At 54.2% G+C, this 21,330-nt stretch carries 18 protein-coding genes and 1 pseudogene; 6 read left to right on the forward strand and 13 right to left on the reverse strand.

The window, feature by feature from the left end; genetic code table 11:
• Nucleotides 1-207: 207 nt before the first annotated feature.
• The 6 genes and pseudogenes from nrfG to nrfA form a co-directional block, all read right to left on the reverse strand.
• Complete coding sequence (gene nrfG, locus M2374_RS19690) at nucleotides 208-825, reverse strand: heme lyase NrfEFG subunit NrfG (RefSeq protein WP_096758684.1); 618 nt, start codon at nucleotides 823-825, stop codon at nucleotides 208-210.
• A pseudogene (gene nrfF / locus M2374_RS19695) lies at nucleotides 822-3,051 on the reverse strand (heme lyase NrfEFG subunit NrfF). The gene nrfG and the pseudogene nrfF overlap by 4 nt, the downstream one beginning before the upstream one ends.
• 13 nt (nucleotides 3,052-3,064) lie before the next feature.
• A complete protein-coding gene (nrfD, locus tag M2374_RS19700; protein ID WP_096758687.1) occupies nucleotides 3,065-4,021 on the reverse strand; it encodes a cytochrome c nitrite reductase subunit NrfD in 957 nt (318 codons plus the stop codon).
• Nucleotides 4,018-4,689 (reverse strand): cytochrome c nitrite reductase Fe-S protein, encoded by a 672-nt coding sequence (gene nrfC, locus M2374_RS19705; protein ID WP_135912720.1) that lies wholly within the window; start codon nucleotides 4,687-4,689, stop codon nucleotides 4,018-4,020. Before nrfC ends, nrfD begins: the two co-directional genes overlap by 4 nt.
• Complete coding sequence (gene nrfB / locus M2374_RS19710; protein ID WP_096758689.1) at nucleotides 4,686-5,252, reverse strand: cytochrome c nitrite reductase pentaheme subunit; 567 nt, start codon at nucleotides 5,250-5,252, stop codon at nucleotides 4,686-4,688. The genes nrfC and nrfB overlap by 4 nt, the downstream gene beginning before the upstream one ends.
• Nucleotides 5,253-5,296: 44 nt before the next feature.
• The gene (gene nrfA, locus M2374_RS19715; protein ID WP_096758690.1) at nucleotides 5,297-6,733 is read right to left on the reverse strand and encodes an ammonia-forming nitrite reductase cytochrome c552 subunit; all 1,437 of its coding nucleotides are present in this window, start codon (nucleotides 6,731-6,733) and stop codon (nucleotides 5,297-5,299) included.
• A gap of 436 nt (nucleotides 6,734-7,169) precedes the next feature.
• Here nrfA and acs point away from each other — a divergent pair, with 436 nt between their 5' ends.
• The 3 genes from acs to actP all read left to right on the forward strand — a co-directional run bounded on the left by acs (nucleotide 7,170) and on the right by actP (nucleotide 11,327).
• On the forward strand, nucleotides 7,170-9,128 hold the full coding sequence (gene acs, locus M2374_RS19720) for an acetate--CoA ligase (protein ID WP_181688559.1): 1,959 nt from the start codon (nucleotides 7,170-7,172) through the stop codon (nucleotides 9,126-9,128).
• Nucleotides 9,129-9,366: 238 nt separating this feature from the next.
• Nucleotides 9,367-9,681 (forward strand): DUF485 domain-containing protein, encoded by a 315-nt coding sequence (locus tag M2374_RS19725; RefSeq protein ID WP_096758693.1) that lies wholly within the window; start codon nucleotides 9,367-9,369, stop codon nucleotides 9,679-9,681.
• Nucleotides 9,678-11,327, forward strand: coding sequence for a cation/acetate symporter ActP (gene actP / locus M2374_RS19730; RefSeq protein WP_096758694.1), 1,650 nt, complete (start codon nucleotides 9,678-9,680; stop codon nucleotides 11,325-11,327). The genes M2374_RS19725 and actP overlap by 4 nt, the downstream gene beginning before the upstream one ends.
• A gap of 47 nt (nucleotides 11,328-11,374) precedes the next feature.
• Here the strand turns inward: actP and M2374_RS19735 are convergent, their stop codons facing one another.
• Nucleotides 11,375-12,328: a DUF4431 domain-containing protein gene (locus M2374_RS19735; protein ID WP_181218302.1), complete on the reverse strand. Its 954-nt coding sequence runs from the start codon at nucleotides 12,326-12,328 to the stop codon at nucleotides 11,375-11,377.
• A 242-nt stretch (nucleotides 12,329-12,570) separates the two neighbouring features.
• On the opposite strand from M2374_RS19735, the gene M2374_RS19740 reads away from it, so the two are divergent.
• Entirely contained in the window at nucleotides 12,571-13,860 is a 1,290-nt protein-coding gene (locus tag M2374_RS19740) for a Gfo/Idh/MocA family protein (protein ID WP_115259692.1), read from the forward strand.
• Nucleotides 13,861-13,875: 15 nt separating this feature from the next.
• Here M2374_RS19740 and M2374_RS19745 read toward each other — a convergent pair whose 3' ends face one another.
• Both M2374_RS19745 and M2374_RS19750 read right to left on the reverse strand, forming a co-directional pair.
• Nucleotides 13,876-14,565, reverse strand: a complete 690-nt coding sequence (locus M2374_RS19745; protein ID WP_115259693.1) for an LrgB family protein — start codon at nucleotides 14,563-14,565, stop codon at nucleotides 13,876-13,878.
• Nucleotides 14,558-14,968, reverse strand: a complete 411-nt coding sequence (locus M2374_RS19750; RefSeq protein WP_115259694.1) for a CidA/LrgA family protein — start codon at nucleotides 14,966-14,968, stop codon at nucleotides 14,558-14,560. The genes M2374_RS19745 and M2374_RS19750 overlap by 8 nt, the downstream gene beginning before the upstream one ends.
• A 101-nt stretch (nucleotides 14,969-15,069) precedes the next feature.
• Between M2374_RS19750 and M2374_RS19755 the strand changes: the two genes are divergently transcribed.
• Nucleotides 15,070-15,960: a LysR family transcriptional regulator gene (locus M2374_RS19755; RefSeq protein ID WP_181688560.1), complete on the forward strand. Its 891-nt coding sequence runs from the start codon at nucleotides 15,070-15,072 to the stop codon at nucleotides 15,958-15,960.
• A 73-nt stretch (nucleotides 15,961-16,033) separates the two neighbouring features.
• On the opposite strand, the gene M2374_RS19760 is transcribed toward M2374_RS19755, so the two are convergent.
• The 4 genes from M2374_RS19760 to soxR all read right to left on the reverse strand — a co-directional run bounded on the left by M2374_RS19760 (nucleotide 16,034) and on the right by soxR (nucleotide 20,920).
• On the reverse strand, nucleotides 16,034-16,525 hold the full coding sequence (locus M2374_RS19760) for an REP-associated tyrosine transposase (RefSeq protein WP_181688561.1): 492 nt from the start codon (nucleotides 16,523-16,525) through the stop codon (nucleotides 16,034-16,036).
• 182 nt (nucleotides 16,526-16,707) lie between these two features.
• Complete coding sequence (locus tag M2374_RS19765) at nucleotides 16,708-18,354, reverse strand: Na+/H+ antiporter (RefSeq protein ID WP_117343600.1); 1,647 nt, start codon at nucleotides 18,352-18,354, stop codon at nucleotides 16,708-16,710.
• Nucleotides 18,355-18,512: 158 nt separating this feature from the next.
• Nucleotides 18,513-19,862 (reverse strand): guanine/hypoxanthine transporter GhxP, encoded by a 1,350-nt coding sequence (ghxP, locus tag M2374_RS19770; protein ID WP_181688562.1) that lies wholly within the window; start codon nucleotides 19,860-19,862, stop codon nucleotides 18,513-18,515.
• Nucleotides 19,863-20,461: 599 nt separating this feature from the next.
• Complete coding sequence (soxR, locus tag M2374_RS19775; RefSeq protein ID WP_096758701.1) at nucleotides 20,462-20,920, reverse strand: redox-sensitive transcriptional activator SoxR; 459 nt, start codon at nucleotides 20,918-20,920, stop codon at nucleotides 20,462-20,464.
• A gap of 86 nt (nucleotides 20,921-21,006) precedes the next feature.
• On the opposite strand from soxR, the gene soxS reads away from it, so the two are divergent.
• Nucleotides 21,007-21,330 carry a superoxide response transcriptional regulator SoxS gene (gene soxS / locus M2374_RS19780; RefSeq protein WP_096758702.1) on the forward strand — a complete coding sequence of 108 codons (324 nt, stop codon included), beginning with the start codon at nucleotides 21,007-21,009 and terminating at the stop codon, nucleotides 21,328-21,330.

The following is a 21,330-nucleotide window of genomic DNA, read 5'->3' on the forward strand; positions in this document are numbered from 1 at the left end:
AGCGCAACCCTTTAAGAACAGGGCCTTTAGCTGATTTTATGCATAAAAACGCGAGTTTATGCGGGTCATCATGAATAACTTTTTGTTATAAAAGAATATTCATTTGATAAAAAATGAAGAATTATGACTGTGCGTTTTTTTCGCTAATTTGTTCAACTGCTGTTTTTTTGCACAGCAAAAACGACGCAAATCACAAAAAAACAAAAATTATTTTTGTCGATTCTGCAGCAATTTCGCCATATTGATTGAGTCAATCAACTGAGCACGATCCACCCTCGGCGAGTTTAAATCGAGAACTTTTTGCCACTGCAAAATAGCCTGTGCATAGTCAGCCTGCATAAACGCATCAGCAGCCAGCAGCATCAGCGCGGTAACTTCTGTCGGGTCCAGCGCCAGCGATTTCTCAATCATCTCACGGGTTTGCGGCGTCATATGCTGCCCGGACTGATAGTACAGCACCGTCGCCAGTGCCGAATAGATCTCGGCGTTTTCACCGCGCAAACGCAGCGCCTGCTCATAGGCCAGTAGCGCATTATGATACGCGTTTTGCCAAAGATAATACTCACCCAGTTGCGCCCATTGCGTGCTGTCTTGCGGGTTGGCACGTATTTTTGACTGCAGCGAAAGCAGCTGTTTTTCCTGCATATTTTCATCAGAAAACGCATGTAACGGGTCAGCCAGTCGCGCCTGCTCCTGCTGGACCGCCTGCCATTTAGGCGACAACAAATACCCTCCCGTGCAGGCAATCACCATCAGCACAGCTATAGCGGCCAGGCGTTTTACCGGCATCGGACGCAACGGTGCACAACATTCAGGCTGACTCATCGTTCATCCTCTTCTACGCGCTGATGCGTTCTCACCCGCCAGATAATCACGCCCACCAGCAGCAATAACAGGCACGGCAGTGCCCACAACAACAGCGTCTGCTCATTGAGCGGCGGGTTATAGCGGACGAAATCACCGTAACGATCGGTCATCCACGTGGTGATCTCATGTTCACTTTTGCCCTCTGCCACCATGCTATACACCTGATGACGCATACTGACCGCCACCGGCGCATTGGATTCCAGTAAGTTTTGATTCTGGCACTGTGGGCAGCGCAACTGGCTGGCAATAGACAGCGCTTTTTCCTGCTGTTGCGGGTTGTCAAAACGCCAGGTGTCGACAACCTGGGCATGCGTAGCGAAAGTGATGAAAAACAAGACGATCGTTAAGAGTAAAAACTTTCTGCCGGATGGCGCTGCGCTTATCCGGCCTACGGTTTGCGTACCCTGTAGGCCGGATAAGGCGTTTACGCCGCCATCCGGCAACGCTGTGATTAATTTACGCATCGCGCTTTCTCCCCCGCCAGCCGCTGAGCAGCGCGCCGAATACCATCAGCAGCCCTCCGCCCCAAACCCAACGCACACCACTTTGCACGTACAAGCGCATGGCATAGCGCTCCGGTCCGGTTTTTTCGCCGATCACCGCGTACCAGTCGTGCAGCAGGTTCCAACGGATACCCGGCTCCATCATTTGCTGGCGACGCGCGGAATAGAAGCGTCTTTCGGGCTGCAGGCTGCCGATGCGTTTCTCATCCTGCCAGAGCGTAATCAGCGCCTTTTCACTGGTGTAGTTTCCTTTTGCTTCCAGAGAGAGGTGCTCAAAGCGGAAAACATAGCCTGCCAGTTCAACCTGCTGCCCAGGACTCAGATTCAGGCTCACTTCCTGGCGGCTCCCGCTGGAGAACACGATCCCTGCAGCAAAAACCAGCACGCCAGCATGCGCCAGCAGCGCCGGAAGCTGGCTTCGCAGCGGCACCTTCCGGCTTCTGATCGTCGCTATCACGATGACCACCAGCATCAGCAGGCCAAACGGCAGCGTTGCACGGTTGAAGTAAGGCGCGCCAACGGAGAGTCGTCCCCAACCAAACAGGCCGTAAATCATCGGATACAGCGTGCCAATCAACACGATAAGCAGCACCGCGCAAAACAGCAGCAGCGCAACCAGAATCATCATCTCACGCGACCAGCCGCCAAAACGTACCGTGTGACCGACGTCCCGCGCCCGCCAGGCATACAGACCGAGCGATGCCAGGCTTAACACGGTAAACAGCGCAAACAGCGGCGCAGCGCGGACGTTGTCCAGCGCAAAGGCATGAACAGAAACCAGTATGCCGGAACGCACAATCAGCGTGCCCAACAGCGATAAAATCAGCGTGACAATCGCCAGCAGCAGCGACCAGTGCGGGAAGCCTCCACGCTGCCGTGAGACATACAGGCTATGCAGTAACGCACTGGCGGAAAGCCAGGGTAATAAGGAAGCGTTTTCTACCGGGTCCCAGAACCACCAGCCGCCCCAGCCCAGTTCACAATAAGCCCACCAGGAACCAAGGATGATCCCAAGCGTCAGGGCGCACCAGCCGGGCAGCGCCCAGCGCCAGCACACCCAGGCAGTCCGTGCGTTAAAGCCGCCGCGCAGCAGCGAAGCCAGCGCCACGCCGGCCGCCACCATCAGCCCACCGTAGCCCAGATACAGCAGCGGTGGATGCAGAATCAGCCCCAGGTGTTGCAGCATCGGGTTCAGGTCGCGCCCTTCAATTGCCGGCGGGAAGATGCGTACGAACGGATCGGACCACACCACCACGAACAGCAGCAATGACGCGGTCATCATTGACAGGACGCTGAGGGTTAACGGAAACAGCGCGTCCGGCTCACGCCTGGAGCGCCAGGCGAACAGTGCGCTCCAGGCAGAAAGAAACAGCACCCACAGTAGCAGCGATCCTTCATGACCACCCCACACCGCCGCCAGCTTTAATCCCCACGGCAGCAGGCTATAGCTGTGCTGAGCTACGTAAACAACGGAGAAATCACTGGTCAGGAAACAGAACACCAGAATGGCAAAGGCCAGCAACAGCAGCGCAAACTGCGTCCACACGCCCACGCAGGCCAGACGCATAACGCCCTGCCAGCGCTGACGTACGCCCGTCAGCACGGCAAGCGGGGTCAACACGTTGACCCCGAGACTTAACAACAATGCCAGAAAACCGGCTTCAGGAAGGAGTACGTCCAGAAATCACCTTGCCCTACGCAACCGTCAGTTGCCCTGCATACAGAATGAAAAAGCGCAGCAGCAGCACGCCGGTCAGGCTGGCACCACACACTGCCAACACACCGTGAAACGTCGGGCTGCGATTCGCCCACGGTTTCAGCAGCATCGGCAGGATCAGCCCCAACCCGGCCACGCCCAGCCAGAACCACCAGGTCCAGAAACCACCGCCCAACGCCGCAACCAGCGCGCGCATTTTGCCGTCATCGCCCAGCGCCAGCCCGATAAAGAACGCCGCCAGCAGGAAGATTTCCAGCCACACTACCGGGGTTTCCATGCGGTGTACAAAATGCGCCTCGGTGGTGTGCGGGTTACCGCGATGGCGCAATGCCATGGCGATCAGCGCCACCGCCGCACCGGACGAGATCCCGGAAAACAGGAACAGCACTGGCAAGATCGGGTTATTCAGGAACGGATAGGATTTCAGCGCCGACAGCAGGAACCCTGTGTAGGCCCCGAGCAGCACCGCCAGCACCAGCATCACTGTTTCCAGCAGACGATGGAACGGCGCGATCAGCGCCAGCAGTTTTGGCACGATCGTCAGACGAGGCACGAAGCGCTGTTGCAGGGCAATAACCTCTTTATCAAAGATTTTTGCCAGCCACAGCACCAGCACCACCATATACAACTGGAATAGCATGACCCCCATCGACATCACCGAGGTGAAGCTGTAGTGGAACATCAGTTTCCAGAAGGTCCATGGACGCGTCAGGTGCAAGACCAGGATCAGCAGGCCGAGAATAATCGCTCCCGGCCCGAGTACCAGCGTGGTACGCAGTAACGTACTGTCTGAACCGCCCGCTTCCGGATGCAGCCGTCGAAGCAATACCGACAGCGTCACCAGTCCGGCGGAAATACCGATCAGGAACAGATAGATGGCGATGGGCCAGTCCCACACCAGTGATTCAAAATGGAATGCAGAAGCGGGTGTCATTGGCTCACCTCCCCGTATTTAAAGGGAACGCGGTAGACCTTCGGTTTGGTGCCTAACGCCAGCTTGTAACGGTAGGTATTTTTCTGGTGCAACAGACGAGAGATCTCGCTGTTGGGATCGTCCAGATTACCAAACGTCAGCGCTTTCGTCGGACATGACTCAACGCAAGCAGGCTGCTTGCCCGCTTTCAGGTTGGTTTTACGGCAGAAGTCGCACTTATCTGCCGTCTTGTTGACCGGATGAATAAAGCGCACGCGATACGGGCAGGCGGCGATGCAATACTGGCAACCGACGCACAGATCCGGGTTCACATCCACAATGCCGGTGGCAGCATCGCGATACGATGCCCCCGTCGGGCAGACGTCAACACAGGGGGCGTGATCGCAGTGCTGGCACGAATGGCGGAAGAAGCGGTACTTCACATCAGGAAACGTCCCCAGCGGCTCGCTGCGAATAATCGTCAGACGCGATACACCTTCCGGCACGTTGTTCACTTCCCGACAGGCATCCATGCAGGCGGTACAGCCGATGCATAATGATTCATCATGTATCATGCCGTAACGCACGCCGTTAATGTTTAACGTCTTCGCCACGACGCGTCCCGCCGTCCCGCTAACAGCCACCAGCGCGCCGACGCCGGTGATAAACTGGCGACGAGAGCAACTCATGGATGCTCCTTAAGCAAGGGAATCGACGCCGGATTAAAGTTTGGATTGTTACGCTGATCGCTGTGGCAATCGACGCAAATCTTGATCCGTCCTTTATCGCTTAGCGTCTGCATCGTGTCTTGCTTCGGATGCAGTGAGTGACAGCTGGCACACGCTACTTTCGTCACGTGGACATCGTGCGGCCAGAACGCTTTTTGCAACTGCTCAGGCAGGTGACAGGACATACAGACGCTGTTCTGCTGCTCCACGTTGTACATCGGCTCATTAAAGCGCATCACATCCTTCACCCCTTCGCGGTGATTGGGTGACGGCTGGCCGTGACAGTTGGTGCAGGTAACCGGCAGTTTATTATTTGGGTTGATGACTTCGGCATGTTTACCATGCATGCCTTCGGTGTCCGGCTTGTGACAATCCAGACAGGCGGCATCCGGATTACGCTGTTGGGTGACCGTAAAGCGTTGATCCGATTCCTGTGGCGTGGGGGTCGCGGCATTCCCGCACAGGCTCCAGAACAGGCCTGACGCCAGCACCCCAGCAGTTAATAACGAACGTAATACGCTCATATTCACTCCGTTGAGTTATCCGCCCCTTGCGAGGCGGAAAGGGGTTATTGGCTTAACAGACCGTTTTTACGCGCCTGGTCTTCCCACTGCGGAATCACCGTTTTGATGAAGTCCTGCTTCTCAGCATTGATTTGCTGCATGTTCAAACCGATCGCCTTCTGGGCTTTCTCTTTCGTCGAGATATCCGGCAGCGGAATTTCATGGGTGATGCCTTTGGTCGCCAGCAGACGGACCAGTTTGGTACGGGCATCGGCCGCTTTATCCATCGCGCTACCCAACATACGCAGACCTTCTTCCGGCGCATGCATGTGAATCCCGTGCGAGGCGATAGACAGATCCCAGCGCCATTGCGCATGGCGAATATCTTCCAGAATCGGCTTCATTTCAGCTTCCGTTGCACCCGCATCCCATGCAGCCTTCGCTTCGAAGTGGGCATGTACCAGCTGATCTTCAACCTTGATTTTCAGGTCATGAATCGCTTGTTTACGCTCGGCAACCACTTTTTGCAGGGACGCTTTGTCCTGGGTGTGGCAGTTGGCGCAGGTCTGAGGGAAGTTATCGAACGGGTTACCAATTTTATGGTCGGTGTAGATCTTGCCTTCAGCGTTTTGCACTTTCGGCATATGACAGTCGATGCAGGTCACATTATTCTTGCCGTGAATTCCCGCAGTCCAGGTTTCATATTCCGGGTGCTGCGCTTTCAGCATCGGCGTTTTAGACAGGGAGTTGGTCCAGTCGGAGAACGCAATGGCGTCGTAGTATTTCTCCATGTTCTCAACTTTCATCCCCTCGTCCCACGGGAACTTAACGGCTTTGTTTTTACCGTCGAAGTAGTACTCCACGTGACACTGGCCGCAGACCATGGACTGCTGGTCAAAGCGACCGGCTTTATCAAACGGTTTACCGATGCTTTCCATCGCGCGTTCTGCATAAGGACGGGACAACGTCAGCTCAGGCTTCCCTTTGGCGAAATCTGCCGAGGCGGTGTTATGGCAATCCGCACAGCCTAAATTGTTAACAATTTCCGGGCCGCCGCGCGCCCATTTACCGTGGAAATAACCGTCTTCGCCGTCTTTCTGGATCAGGCGCGCCACGTCAGGGCTTTTACAGCTCCAGCAGGCCATCGGCAGCGGACCATCTTCTGCAGTTTTTGGCGCGCCGGTACGTAATGTTTCACGGACATCGGTCACCGCGTAGGCATGCCCACGCGGTTTGTTGTAATCACGCGAGAAAGGATATCCCGCCCACAGAATCACCAGTCGTGGATCCTCTGCCAGCGCATCTTCACGTGCGGACTGCTCCGACGTGGCTTTCCATGAGAGGTATTGATCGGGATGCTGAGGGGCGAAGGTTTCATTCTTCGCTTCAACGGTGACGGTTTTTGCGGGTACTGGGGTTTGTTCAGCGTGAACGGCAGAGATAAATAAAAACGGTAATATCAGGCTGAAGAAACGGAGTACGGGTGATTTTGTCCTTGCCATAGGGGGGTCTCATCCAGATGACGCCATTGTCTGCAATGGCGATTCTTTTATTGTTTTCCATAACAGCAACCACACGTATACTGTCATGACATTGCTCCACCCTCTTTTTAACAAAAAACCACACTTAGAATGTTGTTTTTAATCAATTGTAAGTGCATGTAAAATACCACTTTAGAGTTAGTAACCCCCTCCAGCCTCTCACTCTTTGGTCTATTCCCGACACCGATCACCTTTTTCAAACTTCTTCATATAACTGCATGTTATCGCGAGATTTAATCAATTTTTGCTAGTTCTCTTCAAAAATCAGTTTGCCGCTAATTTGCACAATTCGCTTATTGCGTGATCTGCCGCTCAAATCCCAAACAAAACTCCAAATGCCCCTACATTTAACGTTTATGAGACATATTATTAACATCCTACAAGGAGAACAAAAGCCATGAGCCAAATACATAAACACGCTATTCCCGCAAATATTGCGGATCGTTGCCTGATAAACCCGGAGCAGTACGACGCGAAATACCAACAATCTATTACCGACCCCGACACATTTTGGGGCGAGCAGGGAAAAATTCTCGATTGGATGCAAGCTTATAGCCTGGTAAAGAACACCTCTTTTGCACCCGGCAATGTGTCCATTAAATGGTACGAAGACGGCACGCTGAATCTGGCAGCGAACTGCCTTGACCGTCATCTACAGGAAAACGGCGATCGCACCGCCATTATCTGGGAAGGCGATGACGCAACCCAAAGTAAACATATTACCTATCGCGAACTGCATCGCGACGTTTGCCGTTTTGCCAATACATTGCTGGATTTAGGCATTAAAAAAGGCGATGTGGTGGCGATCTATATGCCAATGGTCCCGGAAGCTGCGGTGGCGATGCTGGCCTGCGCCCGTATTGGTGCGGTGCATTCGGTGATCTTTGGCGGGTTCTCGCCGGAAGCCGTTGCCGGACGTATCATCGACTCAAACTCGCGCCTGGTGATCACCGCCGATGAAGGTGTGCGTGCTGGACGCGGCATCCCGCTGAAAAAGAACGTGGATGATGCGCTGAAAAACCCGAACGTGAAGACCGTTGAGCACGTGGTGGTCCTCAAACGTACCGGCGGAAAAACAGACTGGCAGGAAGGCCGCGACCTGTGGTGGTCCGACCTTATTGAGAAAGCGAGCCCTGAGCATCAACCGGAAGAGATGAACGCGGAAGATCCGCTGTTTATTCTGTATACCTCCGGTTCAACCGGTAAGCCAAAAGGCGTGCTGCACACCACCGGCGGGTATCTGGTTTACGCGGCGACCACCTTCAAATACGTGTTCGATTATCATCAGGGCGATATCTACTGGTGTACCGCTGACGTCGGCTGGGTAACCGGGCACAGCTATTTGCTGTACGGCCCGCTGGCCTGCGGCGCTACCACGCTGATGTTCGAAGGCGTACCCAACTGGCCAACGCCTGCGCGCATGTCGCAGGTCGTGGATAAGCATCAGGTTAATATTCTCTATACCGCACCCACCGCGATCCGCGCCCTGATGGCAGAAGGCGATAAAGCGATTGAAGGCACCGACCGTTCGTCACTGCGTATTCTGGGCTCTGTCGGCGAGCCGATTAACCCGGAAGCCTGGGAATGGTACTGGAAGAAGATTGGCAACGAAAAATGCCCGGTCGTCGATACCTGGTGGCAGACCGAAACCGGCGGTTTCATGATCACCCCACTGCCGGGCGCTACCGAACTGAAAGCCGGTTCGGCAACACGTCCGTTCTTCGGCGTGCAGCCGGCGATTGTCGATAACGAAGGCAACCCGCTGGAAGGCGCGACCGAAGGCAACCTGGTGATCACCGATTCCTGGCCGGGTCAGGCGAGAACCCTGTTTGGCGATCACGATCGTTTTGAGCAGACCTACTTCTCCACCTTCAAGAATATGTACTTCAGCGGCGACGGCGCGCGTCGTGACGAAGACGGCTACTACTGGATAACAGGACGCGTGGACGACGTGCTGAACGTTTCCGGCCACCGTCTGGGGACGGCTGAAATCGAGTCGGCGCTGGTGTCGCATCCGAAGATTGCCGAAGCCGCGGTAGTGGGTATTCCGCATAATATTAAAGGCCAGGCCATCTACGCCTACGTCACGCTGAACCACGGCGAAGAGCCGACACCTGAGCTGTACGCTGAAGTACGCAACTGGGTGCGTAAAGAAATTGGCCCGCTGGCAACGCCAGACGTGCTGCACTGGACCGACTCACTGCCAAAAACCCGCTCCGGCAAAATTATGCGCCGTATTCTGCGCAAAATTGCGGCGGGCGATACCAGCAATCTGGGCGATACCTCGACCCTCGCCGATCCTGGCGTGGTAGAGAAACTGCTCGAAGAGAAGCAGGCTATCGCGATGCCATCATAACCCTAACCGTGAAATGCCCGATGGCGCGCTGCTTATCGGGCCTACAGGTTCAGCATCCCTTGTAGGCCGGATAAGGCGTTCGCCGCCATCCGGCAAAATAAAAAATCCCCCTACCCTCTCTTCATCGGGAGGGAAATTATAAAACCTCCCCCAAAGGATTTCGTGTTGCCGGACTGCGACAGCTAACAGGTCATGCCTGCAGCGTGAAAGACAAAGGGGACCTCTGGAGAGCTCTGCGATGAATGACAATATTTATCAGCGGATAGAAGACAGTGCGCGTTTCAGGGAGTTAGTTGAAAAAAGGCAACGGTTTGCCGCTGTACTATCCATCATCATGCTGGTGGTTTATATCAGCTTTATTTTACTGATTGCCTTTGCGCCTGGCTGGCTGGGGACGCCGCTACATGCGGGAACCAGCGTCACCCGAGGTATTCCAATTGGGGTGGGCGTGATCCTCATCTCCTTCCTCCTGACCGGAATCTATATCTGGCGGGCCAACGGTGAATTCGATCGTCTTAACAATGCGGTTCTGCACGAGGTTAAAGCATCATGAAGAGAGTCCTGACGGCGCTAGCCGCCACGCTGCCCTTCGCCGCAAATGCGGCGGATGCTATTAGCGGTGCAGTCCAACGCCAGCCAACCAACTGGCAGGCGATTGTTATGTTCCTGATTTTCGTCATATTTACGCTCGGCATTACCTACTGGGCGTCTAAGCGCGTGCGTTCGCGTAACGACTATTACACCGCGGGCGGTAACATCACCGGTTTCCAGAATGGGCTGGCGATTGCGGGCGACTATATGTCGGCGGCGTCGTTCCTCGGGATTTCCGCGCTGGTCTTTACCTCTGGCTATGACGGGCTGATTTACTCACTCGGCTTCCTGGTCGGCTGGCCAATCATTCTGTTCCTGATTGCCGAACGTCTGCGTAACCTCGGTCGCTACACCTTTGCGGACGTCGCCTCTTACCGTCTGAAGCAGGGGCCTATCCGTATTCTGTCGGCCTGTGGTTCACTGGTGGTGGTCGCGCTGTACCTGATCGCCCAGATGGTGGGTGCCGGGAAGCTTATCCAACTGCTGTTCGGTCTGAACTATCACATTGCTGTGGTGCTGGTTGGCGTACTGATGATGATGTACGTGCTGTTCGGCGGCATGCTGGCCACTACGTGGGTGCAAATCATCAAAGCCGTGCTGCTGCTGTTCGGCGCCAGCTTTATGGCCTTTATGGTCATGAAGCACGTCGGCTTCAGCTTCAACAACCTGTTCACCGAAGCGATGGCGGTACACCCGAAAGGCTCGGCGATTATGAGCCCGGGCGGATTGGTGAAAGACCCAATATCGGCGCTATCGTTAGGCCTCGGACTGATGTTCGGAACCGCGGGTCTGCCGCACATTCTGATGCGTTTCTTCACGGTCAGCGATGCCCGCGAAGCGCGTAAGAGTGTGTTCTACGCCACCGGCTTTATGGGTTATTTCTACATCCTGACCTTTATCATCGGTTTTGGCGCTATCATGCTGGTCGGTGCAAACCCGGCGTATAAAGACGCTGCTGGCGCGCTGATTGGCGGCAATAACATGGCGGCGGTGCATCTGGCCAACGCGGTGGGCGGTAACCTGTTCCTCGGCTTTATCTCCGCAGTGGCCTTTGCCACCATTCTGGCCGTGGTTGCTGGTCTGACGCTGGCGGGTGCCTCGGCGGTCTCTCACGATCTGTACGCTAACGTGTTCCGTAAAGGTGCTACCGAGCGTGAAGAACTGCGCGTGTCGAAAATCACCGTACTGGTACTGGGCGTGATTGCCATCCTGCTCGGCGTGCTGTTTGAAAACCAGAACATCGCCTTTATGGTCGGCCTGGCGTTCGCTATCGCGGCAAGCTGTAACTTCCCGATCATTCTGCTTTCCATGTACTGGTCACGACTGACCACGCGTGGTGCCATGCTGGGTGGCTGGTTAGGTCTGATAACGGCAGTGGTGCTGATGGTGCTTGGCCCAACGGTATGGGTGCAAATTCTCGGTCACGAAAAAGCCATTTTCCCGTATGAATACCCGGCGCTGTTCTCCATTAGCGTGGCGTTCCTCGGTATTTGGTTCTTCTCTGCCACCGATAATTCCGCAGAAGGTAATCGCGAGCGTGAGCAGTTCCGTGCTCAGTTCATCCGTTCCCAGACCGGGTACGGCGTAGAGCAAGGTCGTGCGCACTAATAGATCTCCTCCCCGACTTCACCGGTCGGGGAGTGTTCGGCACAGATTCAACCTGCGGTAAAACTCGCCACCAGACGGAGTTTTCCATCAATTAGCTTAAACAAATATGACGATGCTCCGTCACAAGACTCTGAGAGGCCAGGCCGTTGTTTATTCGCATCGGTACCCTGAGAAAGCCTTAAAACGCCCTCGTCAAATTCCCCCATAGCAGCCGTGTCGCAGGTTCCGTCAACCACGTGACGCTGACCGTTTTCTTCATAATAAAACGTGCCGTCTTCATCACCCGGAAAGTATTTCCGTTTCTGCTCTTGTGCCGATAGCGCGTTTATCCGGTGTTCTTTGATTTCCAGAGTGTCAGGGTTAACATCAAGACTACTCAAGATGTGTAAACCCTTAATAATCTGCGACGCATTTTTATCAAACACCGCCTCGGTAAGCTGATCCGACTGAGATGATTGTGATTCATCGTAAGGAATAAAATCATCAAGGCTGCCCGGTAATGGGAATACAAAATAAGACTTTAATGCGGCAACGTTTTTCTCACTCAGCGCCTGCTGGAACTGTTGAAACTGAATCAGCGCGCTTTTCTTTTGTTCGGGCGTGTTGAGGGGGGTAACATCTTTCACATCATCAAGGATGAGCAAGACAGAGGTAAAGTGGAGGCCAGTTTGGGCATACATCGTTTTCCCGGTCAGGATGACATCTTTTCCCAGAGAAGGAGCAAGATCGGCGTAACCAGGCTTACTTTTTCCCATCAAAATAAGCTGTACTAGCGGTACACTTTCACTCTCACCGGTAATATCACACTCAAAAGGTTGATCCAACTTTAGATAATCATAAGTTACCGCTTCATCGCCGTCCTTGATGCTTTCGTAATTTGGCGGGCCGGGTAGCGTCTGTTGTATCAATGTTCCCTGAAGTACCACCTTTTGGTCCTCATCAGGACACCAGGCCATAACGACCTGGCTGAACAGGAGAGCAGATAACCACAAATATTTCACACTGAATATCCTTACACTGGCCAACGGAATTAATAACGATTGTAAAATATGAGCGTAAGGCTAAAAAGCGTTCATGGGAAAATCAGAATATCGACATCTTCTCCGGTCTTTTTCGCTGGGGATCACAGTTTTCTCTCTCCAACGTATCCATCACTGTTGATAGCGCTACAGTACCAAAATGAAATTGAAACACTGTTTTTATTACATAAACACGTTAATTCATTTTGAGAAAAGAGGATGCGATGAAGAAATATGCCCTGGTAGGAACCGGCGGGCGAGCGGGCCTGTATATCTCAGCGATTGGTGGGCAATGGAAGGAAAACGCCCGGCTGGTCGCCTTTTGCGACACCAACCAAACCCGTATGAACTACGCGAATCAGCTATTAAAAAATGAGGGGGCCGCTCCGGTATCCACCTGGAAAGCCGCACAGTTTGAAGACATGATCCGCGAAACCCGCCCCGATGTCATCATCGTGACCACTATGGACCGCACCCACGATGACTATATCGTGCGGGCGCTGCACGCGGGCTGTGATGTGATCACTGAAAAACCGATGACCATCGATGAGAAGCGCGCCCTGCGTATTCTCGACGCCATTGAAGAGACCGGACACGAGGTGCGCGTCGCCTTTAACTATCGCTATGCTCCGCATCACAGCAAGGTACGCGAGCTGCTGATGAACGGTGCCATTGGCGACGTCTTTTCGGTTCACTTTGAGTGGTTACTGAATACCGAACACGGCGCCGATTACTTCCGCCGCTGGCATCGGGAAAAGCGCAACAGCGGCGGCCTGCTGGTGCATAAATCAACCCATCATTTTGACCTGATGAACTTCTGGCTGGACAGCTATCCACAGCGTGTTTATGCCGAAGGCAGCCTGCGTTTCTACGGAAAAGAAAATGCCGAACGCCGCGGTGTGACGCAGTTTTATCCACGTGCTCATGGCTATGCGCAGGCCAAGGACGATCCGTTTGCACTGCAAATGGCGGAGAATCCGCAGCTTAAAGCGCTGTATCTGGATGCTGAACACGAAGACAACTATTTCCGCGATCAAAGCGTATTCAGCGATGGCATCACCATTGAAGACACGCTGTCGGTGCTGGTGAAATATCAAAACCAGGTACAGCTCACCTACTCGTTGAACACTTATCTGCCATGGGAAGGACTGAATGTGGTGTTTAACGGCAGCGAAGGTCGCCTGGAGATGAAGATCGTGGAGAAATCATACGTCAATGCAGGCGGGGCGAGGGAAAACGAAGGCAGCCTGGAAAGCTGTGATATTACCGTTTTCCCGATGTTCGCTGCGCCCTGGCAGGCCGACTTCACGCTGGGCGAAGGTGGCCACGGCGGCGGTGATAACGCGATGCTGGCCGATCTGTTTGGCGAGCCGCGACACGATCCGCTGCAGCGAGCCGCCGACCATCGCGCGGGCGCCATGTCAATTCTGACCGGCATCGCCGGGAATCGCTCCATGCAGCAGCAGCGCCCGGTAAATTTTAAAGAGTTTGAACTGATTTCACGGCTGAAATAGCGTACGGGCCGCTGGTCAGAACATCAGCCTCGCGACCAGCGGTGCCACCAGCACCATCACCACGCCGGAAAGCATCATTACCAGGCTGGCAATCACCCCTTCCTGTTGGCCAAGCTCATAGGAGCGCGCGGTGCCTGCGCCGTGCGACGCCGCACCAAACCCAGCCCCTTTCGCCATCCCTTCACGGATGGAAAGACGCAAAAACAGCATGTCGCCCACCGCCATACCGAATACGCCGGTGATCACCACAAACAGCGCCACCAGATCAGGTTGCCCGCCCAGCGGCTCGGCCGCTGCCAGTGCAAATGGCGTGGTCACCGAGCGCACCGCCAGGCTGCGCTGGATTTCATCGGGTAACATAAACAGACGCGCCAGCCATACCGAACTGGTGACGGCCACCAGTGTTGCTGTCACCACGCCTGCCGTCAGCGACATCCAGTGACGCTTAATGACCGCGAGATTATCGTAAACCGGCACGGCAAACGCGATGGTCGCCGGACCCAGCAGCCACATCAGCCAGTGCGATTCACCAATATAGTTTTGCCAGGAGATATGCCCGAACACCAGCATCAGCACCAGCAGCGCGGGCGTGAGGACCAGCGGCATCAGCGGCAATGTCCGAAAACGACGATACAGGCGCTTGTTGGCAAAATAGATACCCAGCGTAATCACCAGACACAACACGCTTAACTGGAAATTACTCACGGTTTAACCTGCTCATTTCATAGCGATAAACTTTATCAACCACCCACGCAGTGGCACCGAGCACCATCAGCGTGCTGATGGCAATAACGGCAAAAATGCGCCAGCCATCCACCAGCAACAGGTGCGTATAGTTCACCACGGCAACAACCGCCGGGACAAAAAACAGCAGCATTTCAGCCAGCAGCCAACGGGCGCCTGCGCGTATCCAGCTAAGCGGGATCACCCGGCACACAATCAGCGCCAGCATCAGTACCATCCCGACCAGGTTGGCGGGAAGCGGCAGATGTAGCCAGGAGACAAGATATTGAGCAAAAACAAATAAACCTGCGTACAACAGAACCTGAACGGGGACCTGGAGTCGATGAATAACCGCAGGCGTCACGCGGCTAATCGCCACAGCCATGAGGGAATGTCCGTAAAAAAGAGAGAGCGCCAGTATAGAGACCCTCCCCCAAGGACTGAAATGAATTAAACTCATTGCAGGCATAGTCTTAAGGAATAATCATGGATATCAGAACGCTGCGATATTTTGTTGAGGTGGTTCGCCAGCAGAGCTTTACCCGCGCGGCAGAGAAGCTGTTTGTCACCCAGCCGACCATCAGCAAAATGTTGAAGAACCTTGAAGACGAGCTGAACTGCACGCTGCTAATCCGCGACGGGCGGCGATTGTTGTTGACCGATACCGGACGTATCGTCTTTGAACGCGGCCTGGCAATCCTCGCCGAATTCCGCCAGCTTGAGGCAGAACTGAGCGATATTAACCATCTGAATAAGGGGATCCTGCGACTCGGTATCCCCCCGATGGTCGGCATGTTAATGGCCGGCCCCATCAGCCTGTTTCGCCAGCGTTATCCCGGCGTTGAGCTGAAAATATCAGAATTTGGTGGCTTAACCGTCCAGCAGGCAGTGATGAACGGCGATCTGGATGTGGCGATGACGGCGCTACCGGTCGAAGAAGAGAGCGGTCTGGCGACCTTGCCGCTTTTCAGCCATCCACTTTGCGTGCTGGTGCCGCGCTCCGGCCAGTGGACAACCTGTGATTCTATTTCCCCCGAGGCGCTGGCCGAGCACCCGCTGCTAATCTACAACGAAGATTTCGCCCTAAGCCGTCAGTTGCTGGAGTTGTTTAGCCAGCACCACGTCAAGCCACGCATTGCGGTACGCAGCGGACAGTGGGATTTCCTGGCCGCCATGGTGCAAGCCGGGGTTGGGATCGCCATTTTGCCGGAACCGATTTGCCAACGGCTGGATAAGCAAACGCTGCGCTGGATCCCGCTGGAGAGTCACTTACGCTGGCAGTTGGGCATGATCTGGCGCGAAGGCGTGTATCTGTCGCACAGCGCACAGGCGTGGCTAAAATGCTGCGAAGGGTTTTGGTTAACGCAGGAGTCGTAAGTTGCCGGATGGCGGCGTGACCGCCTTATCCGGCCTACAATTGCGTTCCGTAGGCCTGATAAGCGTAGCGCCATCAGGCACGTTCACCAGCACGGAGGTCCGTTATCTCACCTGCCCAGTTCTCCGGATACAACCCCAATTTAACATCACGATGAAACGTTGAAAAAGGCCATGACTTCACCTGCTGCGCCCAACCATGTTTCACAGGATTAATATAAATGTAATCCACATGCTGGCAATAATCGCGCACATCCCGGATGGTATGCTCCCAAAAGCGAGGCTGCCAGACATGCTGTGCAGACAACGATCGGGTGAAATGCTTCTTAATCTCCCGCCAGCGGGACGAAAAATCAGCGTCATTTTCAGGCAACGTCCAGATACAATGCATATGCTCAGGCAAAACGACCCACGCATTGATATAAAAAGGTTTAACCTTGTTTACCTCGGAAATAGCACTGCGAAGATGATAGATTTTTGATGTTAAAAGATGGCTTCTGCGGTCTTGTAGATTCACCGTAAAAAACCATGTCCCACCGTTGATGTAGTGACGCCGATAATCAGACATGTTTCCCCCTTTTCTTAACCGTATGGAGAAAAGAGGGAATCGACAAGACAAACAGATCAGTTCAGGAAAGCGGCTCGCAAATTCCGTAATGATAGATTTGCCGGATGCGGCGTAACCGCCTTATCCGGCCTACAATTGCGTTCCGTAGGCCTGATAAGCGTAGCGCCATCAGGCGCTACCGTTTATTGATTCTCTATCAACAGTGCTTCCAGCAAATCCAGATCGTGCAGCAGTTTCTGCAGCGTTTCATTGCTGATTTCACGGGTGGCGCGCAGATGATACAGCTCTGCACGCTCCGAGCGCAGCGCCGCCAGACGGAAACGCCGTTCAAGGTTTTCTTCCTGCAACGAGCTTTCCGCATCATTACGCCCATCGACACGACGGCGCAGGTTACCAATCACCCGCGAGCTCACCTCGGTCAGCAGCTGATTATCAATATTCTCTTCGCTATCCGCAGCCAGACGCTCTTCCATTTTCTGGATGGCCACAATCGCCACTTCCGCCGTCGCGGCGCGGGCAATGCGTATCTCTTTTTGCTGCTGCGAGTGATCCGCCACTTCAAGATGCTGCAACAGGATCGGCAGCATCACCACGCCAACAAACAGCGAGAACAGAATCACACCGGCGGCAAGGAAGATCAGCTCATAACGTGCAGGGAAGCCGCTGCCGTCAGGCAATAATAGCGGAATAGAAAGGACACCGGCCAGCGTGATAGCCCCACGCACACCCGCAAAGGATGCGATCAGGATTTCGCGCGTGGTCCACGAGCCAAACTCCATCGGCTTCTTCTTCAGAAAGCGCATGCTGAAGTTTTTCATGGTCCACAGCCAGCCAAAACGCACCAGCATCAGTGCCGCATAGATCAGCACGATATCGGTAAACAGCATCCACATTTCGACATTCGGATCGGCGTCTGCCGCCGCCAGCGAAGACTCCAGAATACCCGGTAACTGCAGCCCTAACAGCAGGAAGACCATGCCGTTAAACACGAACTCGAGCATGGCCCAGGTACTGTTTGCACGTAAGCGCATCGCCAGCGGAGCACGGCGCATGACACCTGAACGGGTAATCGTCATCCCGGCCGCCACCGCCGCGAGGATCCCGGAAACACCGATATGTTCCGCAATCAGATAAGAGGCAAACGGCAGCAGGAATAACAGGACGATTTGCGTGGCTGGCTCATCGCCACCCCAGCGGCTGAGAAAACGCAGGGAGCGACCGTACAGCCAGCTGACCACAAACCCAGCCAGGATACCGCCAATTGCCACCTTGAAGAATTCAACCGTCGCACCGCCGACGGTAAACACCATCGTGCCCATCGCCACCGCGACAGCAAACTTGAGTGAAACCAGGCCGGAGGCGTCGTTCATTAACGCTTCGCCCTGCAGGATGCCCATGATTTTCTTCGGGATGCGGCCTTCACCGACAATGCCAGAAAGCGCCACGGCGTCAGTTGGCGACAGCACGGCGGCCAGCGCGAAAGCCGGGATCAGCGGAATACCCGGCACCAGCCAGTAAATCATAAAGCCTATTCCGACCACCGTGACCAGCACGAGCGCCAGCGCAAGGCCAAAAATCTCTCGCCCATGCTCGAGAAACTCACGCGTTGGCGTCTTCCAGCCATCGGCAAACAGCAGCGGCGGGATAAACAGAACCAAAAACAGTTCAGGGTCGAACTCCACATGCAAACCAAACGTCGGCCACGCCAGCAAGGCGCCGATGGCGATCTGCATAAGGGGTAAAGGGAGTTGGAAGGGCAATACGCGAGTCACTACCCCCGACAGCGAGACCACAAGGGTCATGATGAGTATGGTAAAAAAGATTTCCATGCGTTCCCTGTTTGCGATGTTTCTTATGATATGCGACGAGAGGCGTCGTGCCTCAATTCTATCTTCCTCAGAGTAACGCAAAAGACAACGGGATGTGTTCCGAAAATAAAAACGGGCGGCAAAAGCCACCCGTTTTCAGGATCATCATGATGTGAGAATCAGATTGCCCAGCCGCCGGCATAGAAGGCCACCAGCGCGATAGAAATGACCACGGTACCGATGTTCAGTTTACGCCATTCACCGGAAACAATGCGTCCAATCACCAGCGTAGCAAAGCCGATCATAATGCCGGTAACGATGTTACAGGTCAGCACGATGAACACAGCAGTCACCAGACCCGCCATCGCATCCACAAAGTCTGCGAAGTCAATTTTCGCTACGTTGCTCAGCATCAGCAGGCCGACATACATCAGCGCCGGTGCGGTCGCGTAGGCAGGAACCAGATAAGAGAGCGGAGAGAGGAACAGGATCAACAGGAACAGCACGCCGACGGTGATCGCGGTCAGACCGGTTTTACCACCCGCCGCCGTACCCGCTGCGGACTCAATATACACTGCCGCAGGAGCCGCCCCCACCAGACCAGAGAACACGCTGCTCAAGGAGTCGGTGGTTAACGCTTTACCGCCATCAATAATCTGTCCGTCTTTATCCAGCAGATTCGCCTGCCCCGCCACGGCACGGATAGTCCCGGTCGCATCGAAGACGGCGGTCATCACCAGCGCCAATACGCTCGGCAGGACGATCGGGTTCAACGCCCCCATAATGTCCAGGCTGCCGATCAGGGAATTCCCTTCCGCATCGCTCAGAGAAGGCATGGCAAAAATACCGGAAAAATGCACGGTAGGGTCGAAAATCAGGCCAACAACAGAAATACCGATGATGGTCAGCAGGATGCCGCCCGGTACTTTCAGTTTTTCAAGGCCGATAATGACCGCCAGGCCAATCAGCGACATGATCACCGGGAAGGTATCGAAATCGCCCAGAGCAACCGGCAGGCCGTCCAGTGGGTTCTTAATCACCAGCCCAACGCCGTTTGCCGCAATCAGCAGCAGGAACAGGCCGATACCAATCCCCGTGCCGTGCGCAACGCCCTGCGGCAGGTTGCGCAGGATCCAGCTACGGATACCGGTCGCAGAAATAATGGTAAACAGGACGCCCATCAGGAACACCGCACCCAGCGCCACTGGCACGCTAATATGCTGCCCCAGCACTAGGCTAAATGCGGTAAACGCCGTCAGCGAGATAGCGCAACCAATCGCCAGCGGCAGGTTTGCCCACAGGCCCATTACAATAGAACCCACGCCTGCTACCAGGCAGGTCGCTACGAAAACTGCAGCCGGTGGGAACCCGGCTTTACCCAACATCGCCGGAACCACAATGACGGAGTAGACCATTGCCAGGAACGTCGTTAATCCGGCAACGACTTCCTGACGAACGGTACTGCCGCGGTGCGAAATTTTAAACCAGGCGTCGAGTGAGCCGCCGGTACGCGCTGAAGGCGTAGACATAGAAAACATCCCCTGAGAGTTTATTTTTCGTCAATATGCGTGATGGACAATCCACTGCCTGCTAAACGTTTTCTCCATGTGCCAGGTTTGCGCCAAAAGGGGTGTCGCAAAAAAGCAAACGTTTAGCTTCACGCATAAAAAACGGGTGGTAAAAAAAAGCAAACGATTATCCTGCGATCATACGGCGGTTTTCAACAGAACTTTGCCGCTTTTTATGCATTTCTTCTTATAGCGCACAAGAAATAGCCAACCGATGCGCAAACGTTATCGTTAATGCGCAATCTGGCAACAAATTTCGCTGGGTTATTGCAACATGCGCTACTATTTCAGGCGCAAAGTCGCACAGGAAAACAGGTGAAGATGCAGGAAAAATTTCGGCTAAAAAACCGCCAATTGACTGGCAATTGTCCTGGGGTGACTTACAATTACTTTATCAACACAGACCGGAACCTCCACTACGTGCTCGACTGAGGGGTGTTGATGTCGGGGGAAACCCTCCCGTGAACCAGCGGGATAGAGTGAAAGACAAAGACCGGAACCAAACTAAAGCGCCCAGTTGTGGCGCTTTAGTTTTATACCCATCACCGGTTTCAAACTCATCAATCATCTTCCAGCAATCGCGCCCCAGTCCCCTGCTCACCAAGCTGATCGCCTGGGTTACGCAACGGACAATCACTGCGTGACAAACAGCCGCAGCCAATACAGCCGTCCAGCTCATCGCGTAGTGCCACCAGAGTATGAATGCGTCGGTCAAGCTCTTCGCGCCATTGTGAAGAAAGCTGCCTCCACTCCTTCGCACTGAGCGAGTGGCCTTCGGGTAATACGCCCAACGCATCACCAATTGTTGCCAGCGGAATACCAATCCGTTGAGCAATCTTGATGATGGCCACATAACGCAGCACATCTCGTTTGTATCGACGCTGATTACCGCTATTGCGCATGCTGCTGATTAACCCTTTGCTTTCATAGAAATGCAGGGTCGATACTGCCACGCCGCTACGCTTTGCCACTTCACCAGGGGTGAGCAGCGCTTTAATCCGGGGTAATTTCTTTTCCATAAATCGCTTTACCTCAAGTTAACTTGAGGAATTATACTCGCCGACAGACAAAACGACGAATCGAATACTGAGAAAGAGGCTGCCATATGTCCCATCAGCAAATTATTCAGACACTTATTGAATGGATTGATGAACATATCGACCAACCGCTGAATATCGAAGCGGTCGCGAAAAAATCAGGTTATTCAAAGTGGTATTTACAGCGAATGTTCCGTACGGTGATGCGCCAGACGTTAGGCGACTATATTCGTCAGCGTCGACTGCTGCTGGCCGCCGTTGAGCTACGCAATACTGAGCGACCTATTTTTGATATTGCGATGGATCTCGGCTATGTATCGCAACAAACATTCTCACGTGTGTTCCGCCGCGAGTTTGATCGAACCCCCAGCGACTATCGCCATCGTTTGTAG

Origin of the sequence: Citrobacter sp. JUb117 (assembly GCF_024809055.1) — a bacterium.
GTDB lineage: Bacteria > Pseudomonadota > Gammaproteobacteria > Enterobacterales > Enterobacteriaceae > Citrobacter > Citrobacter gillenii.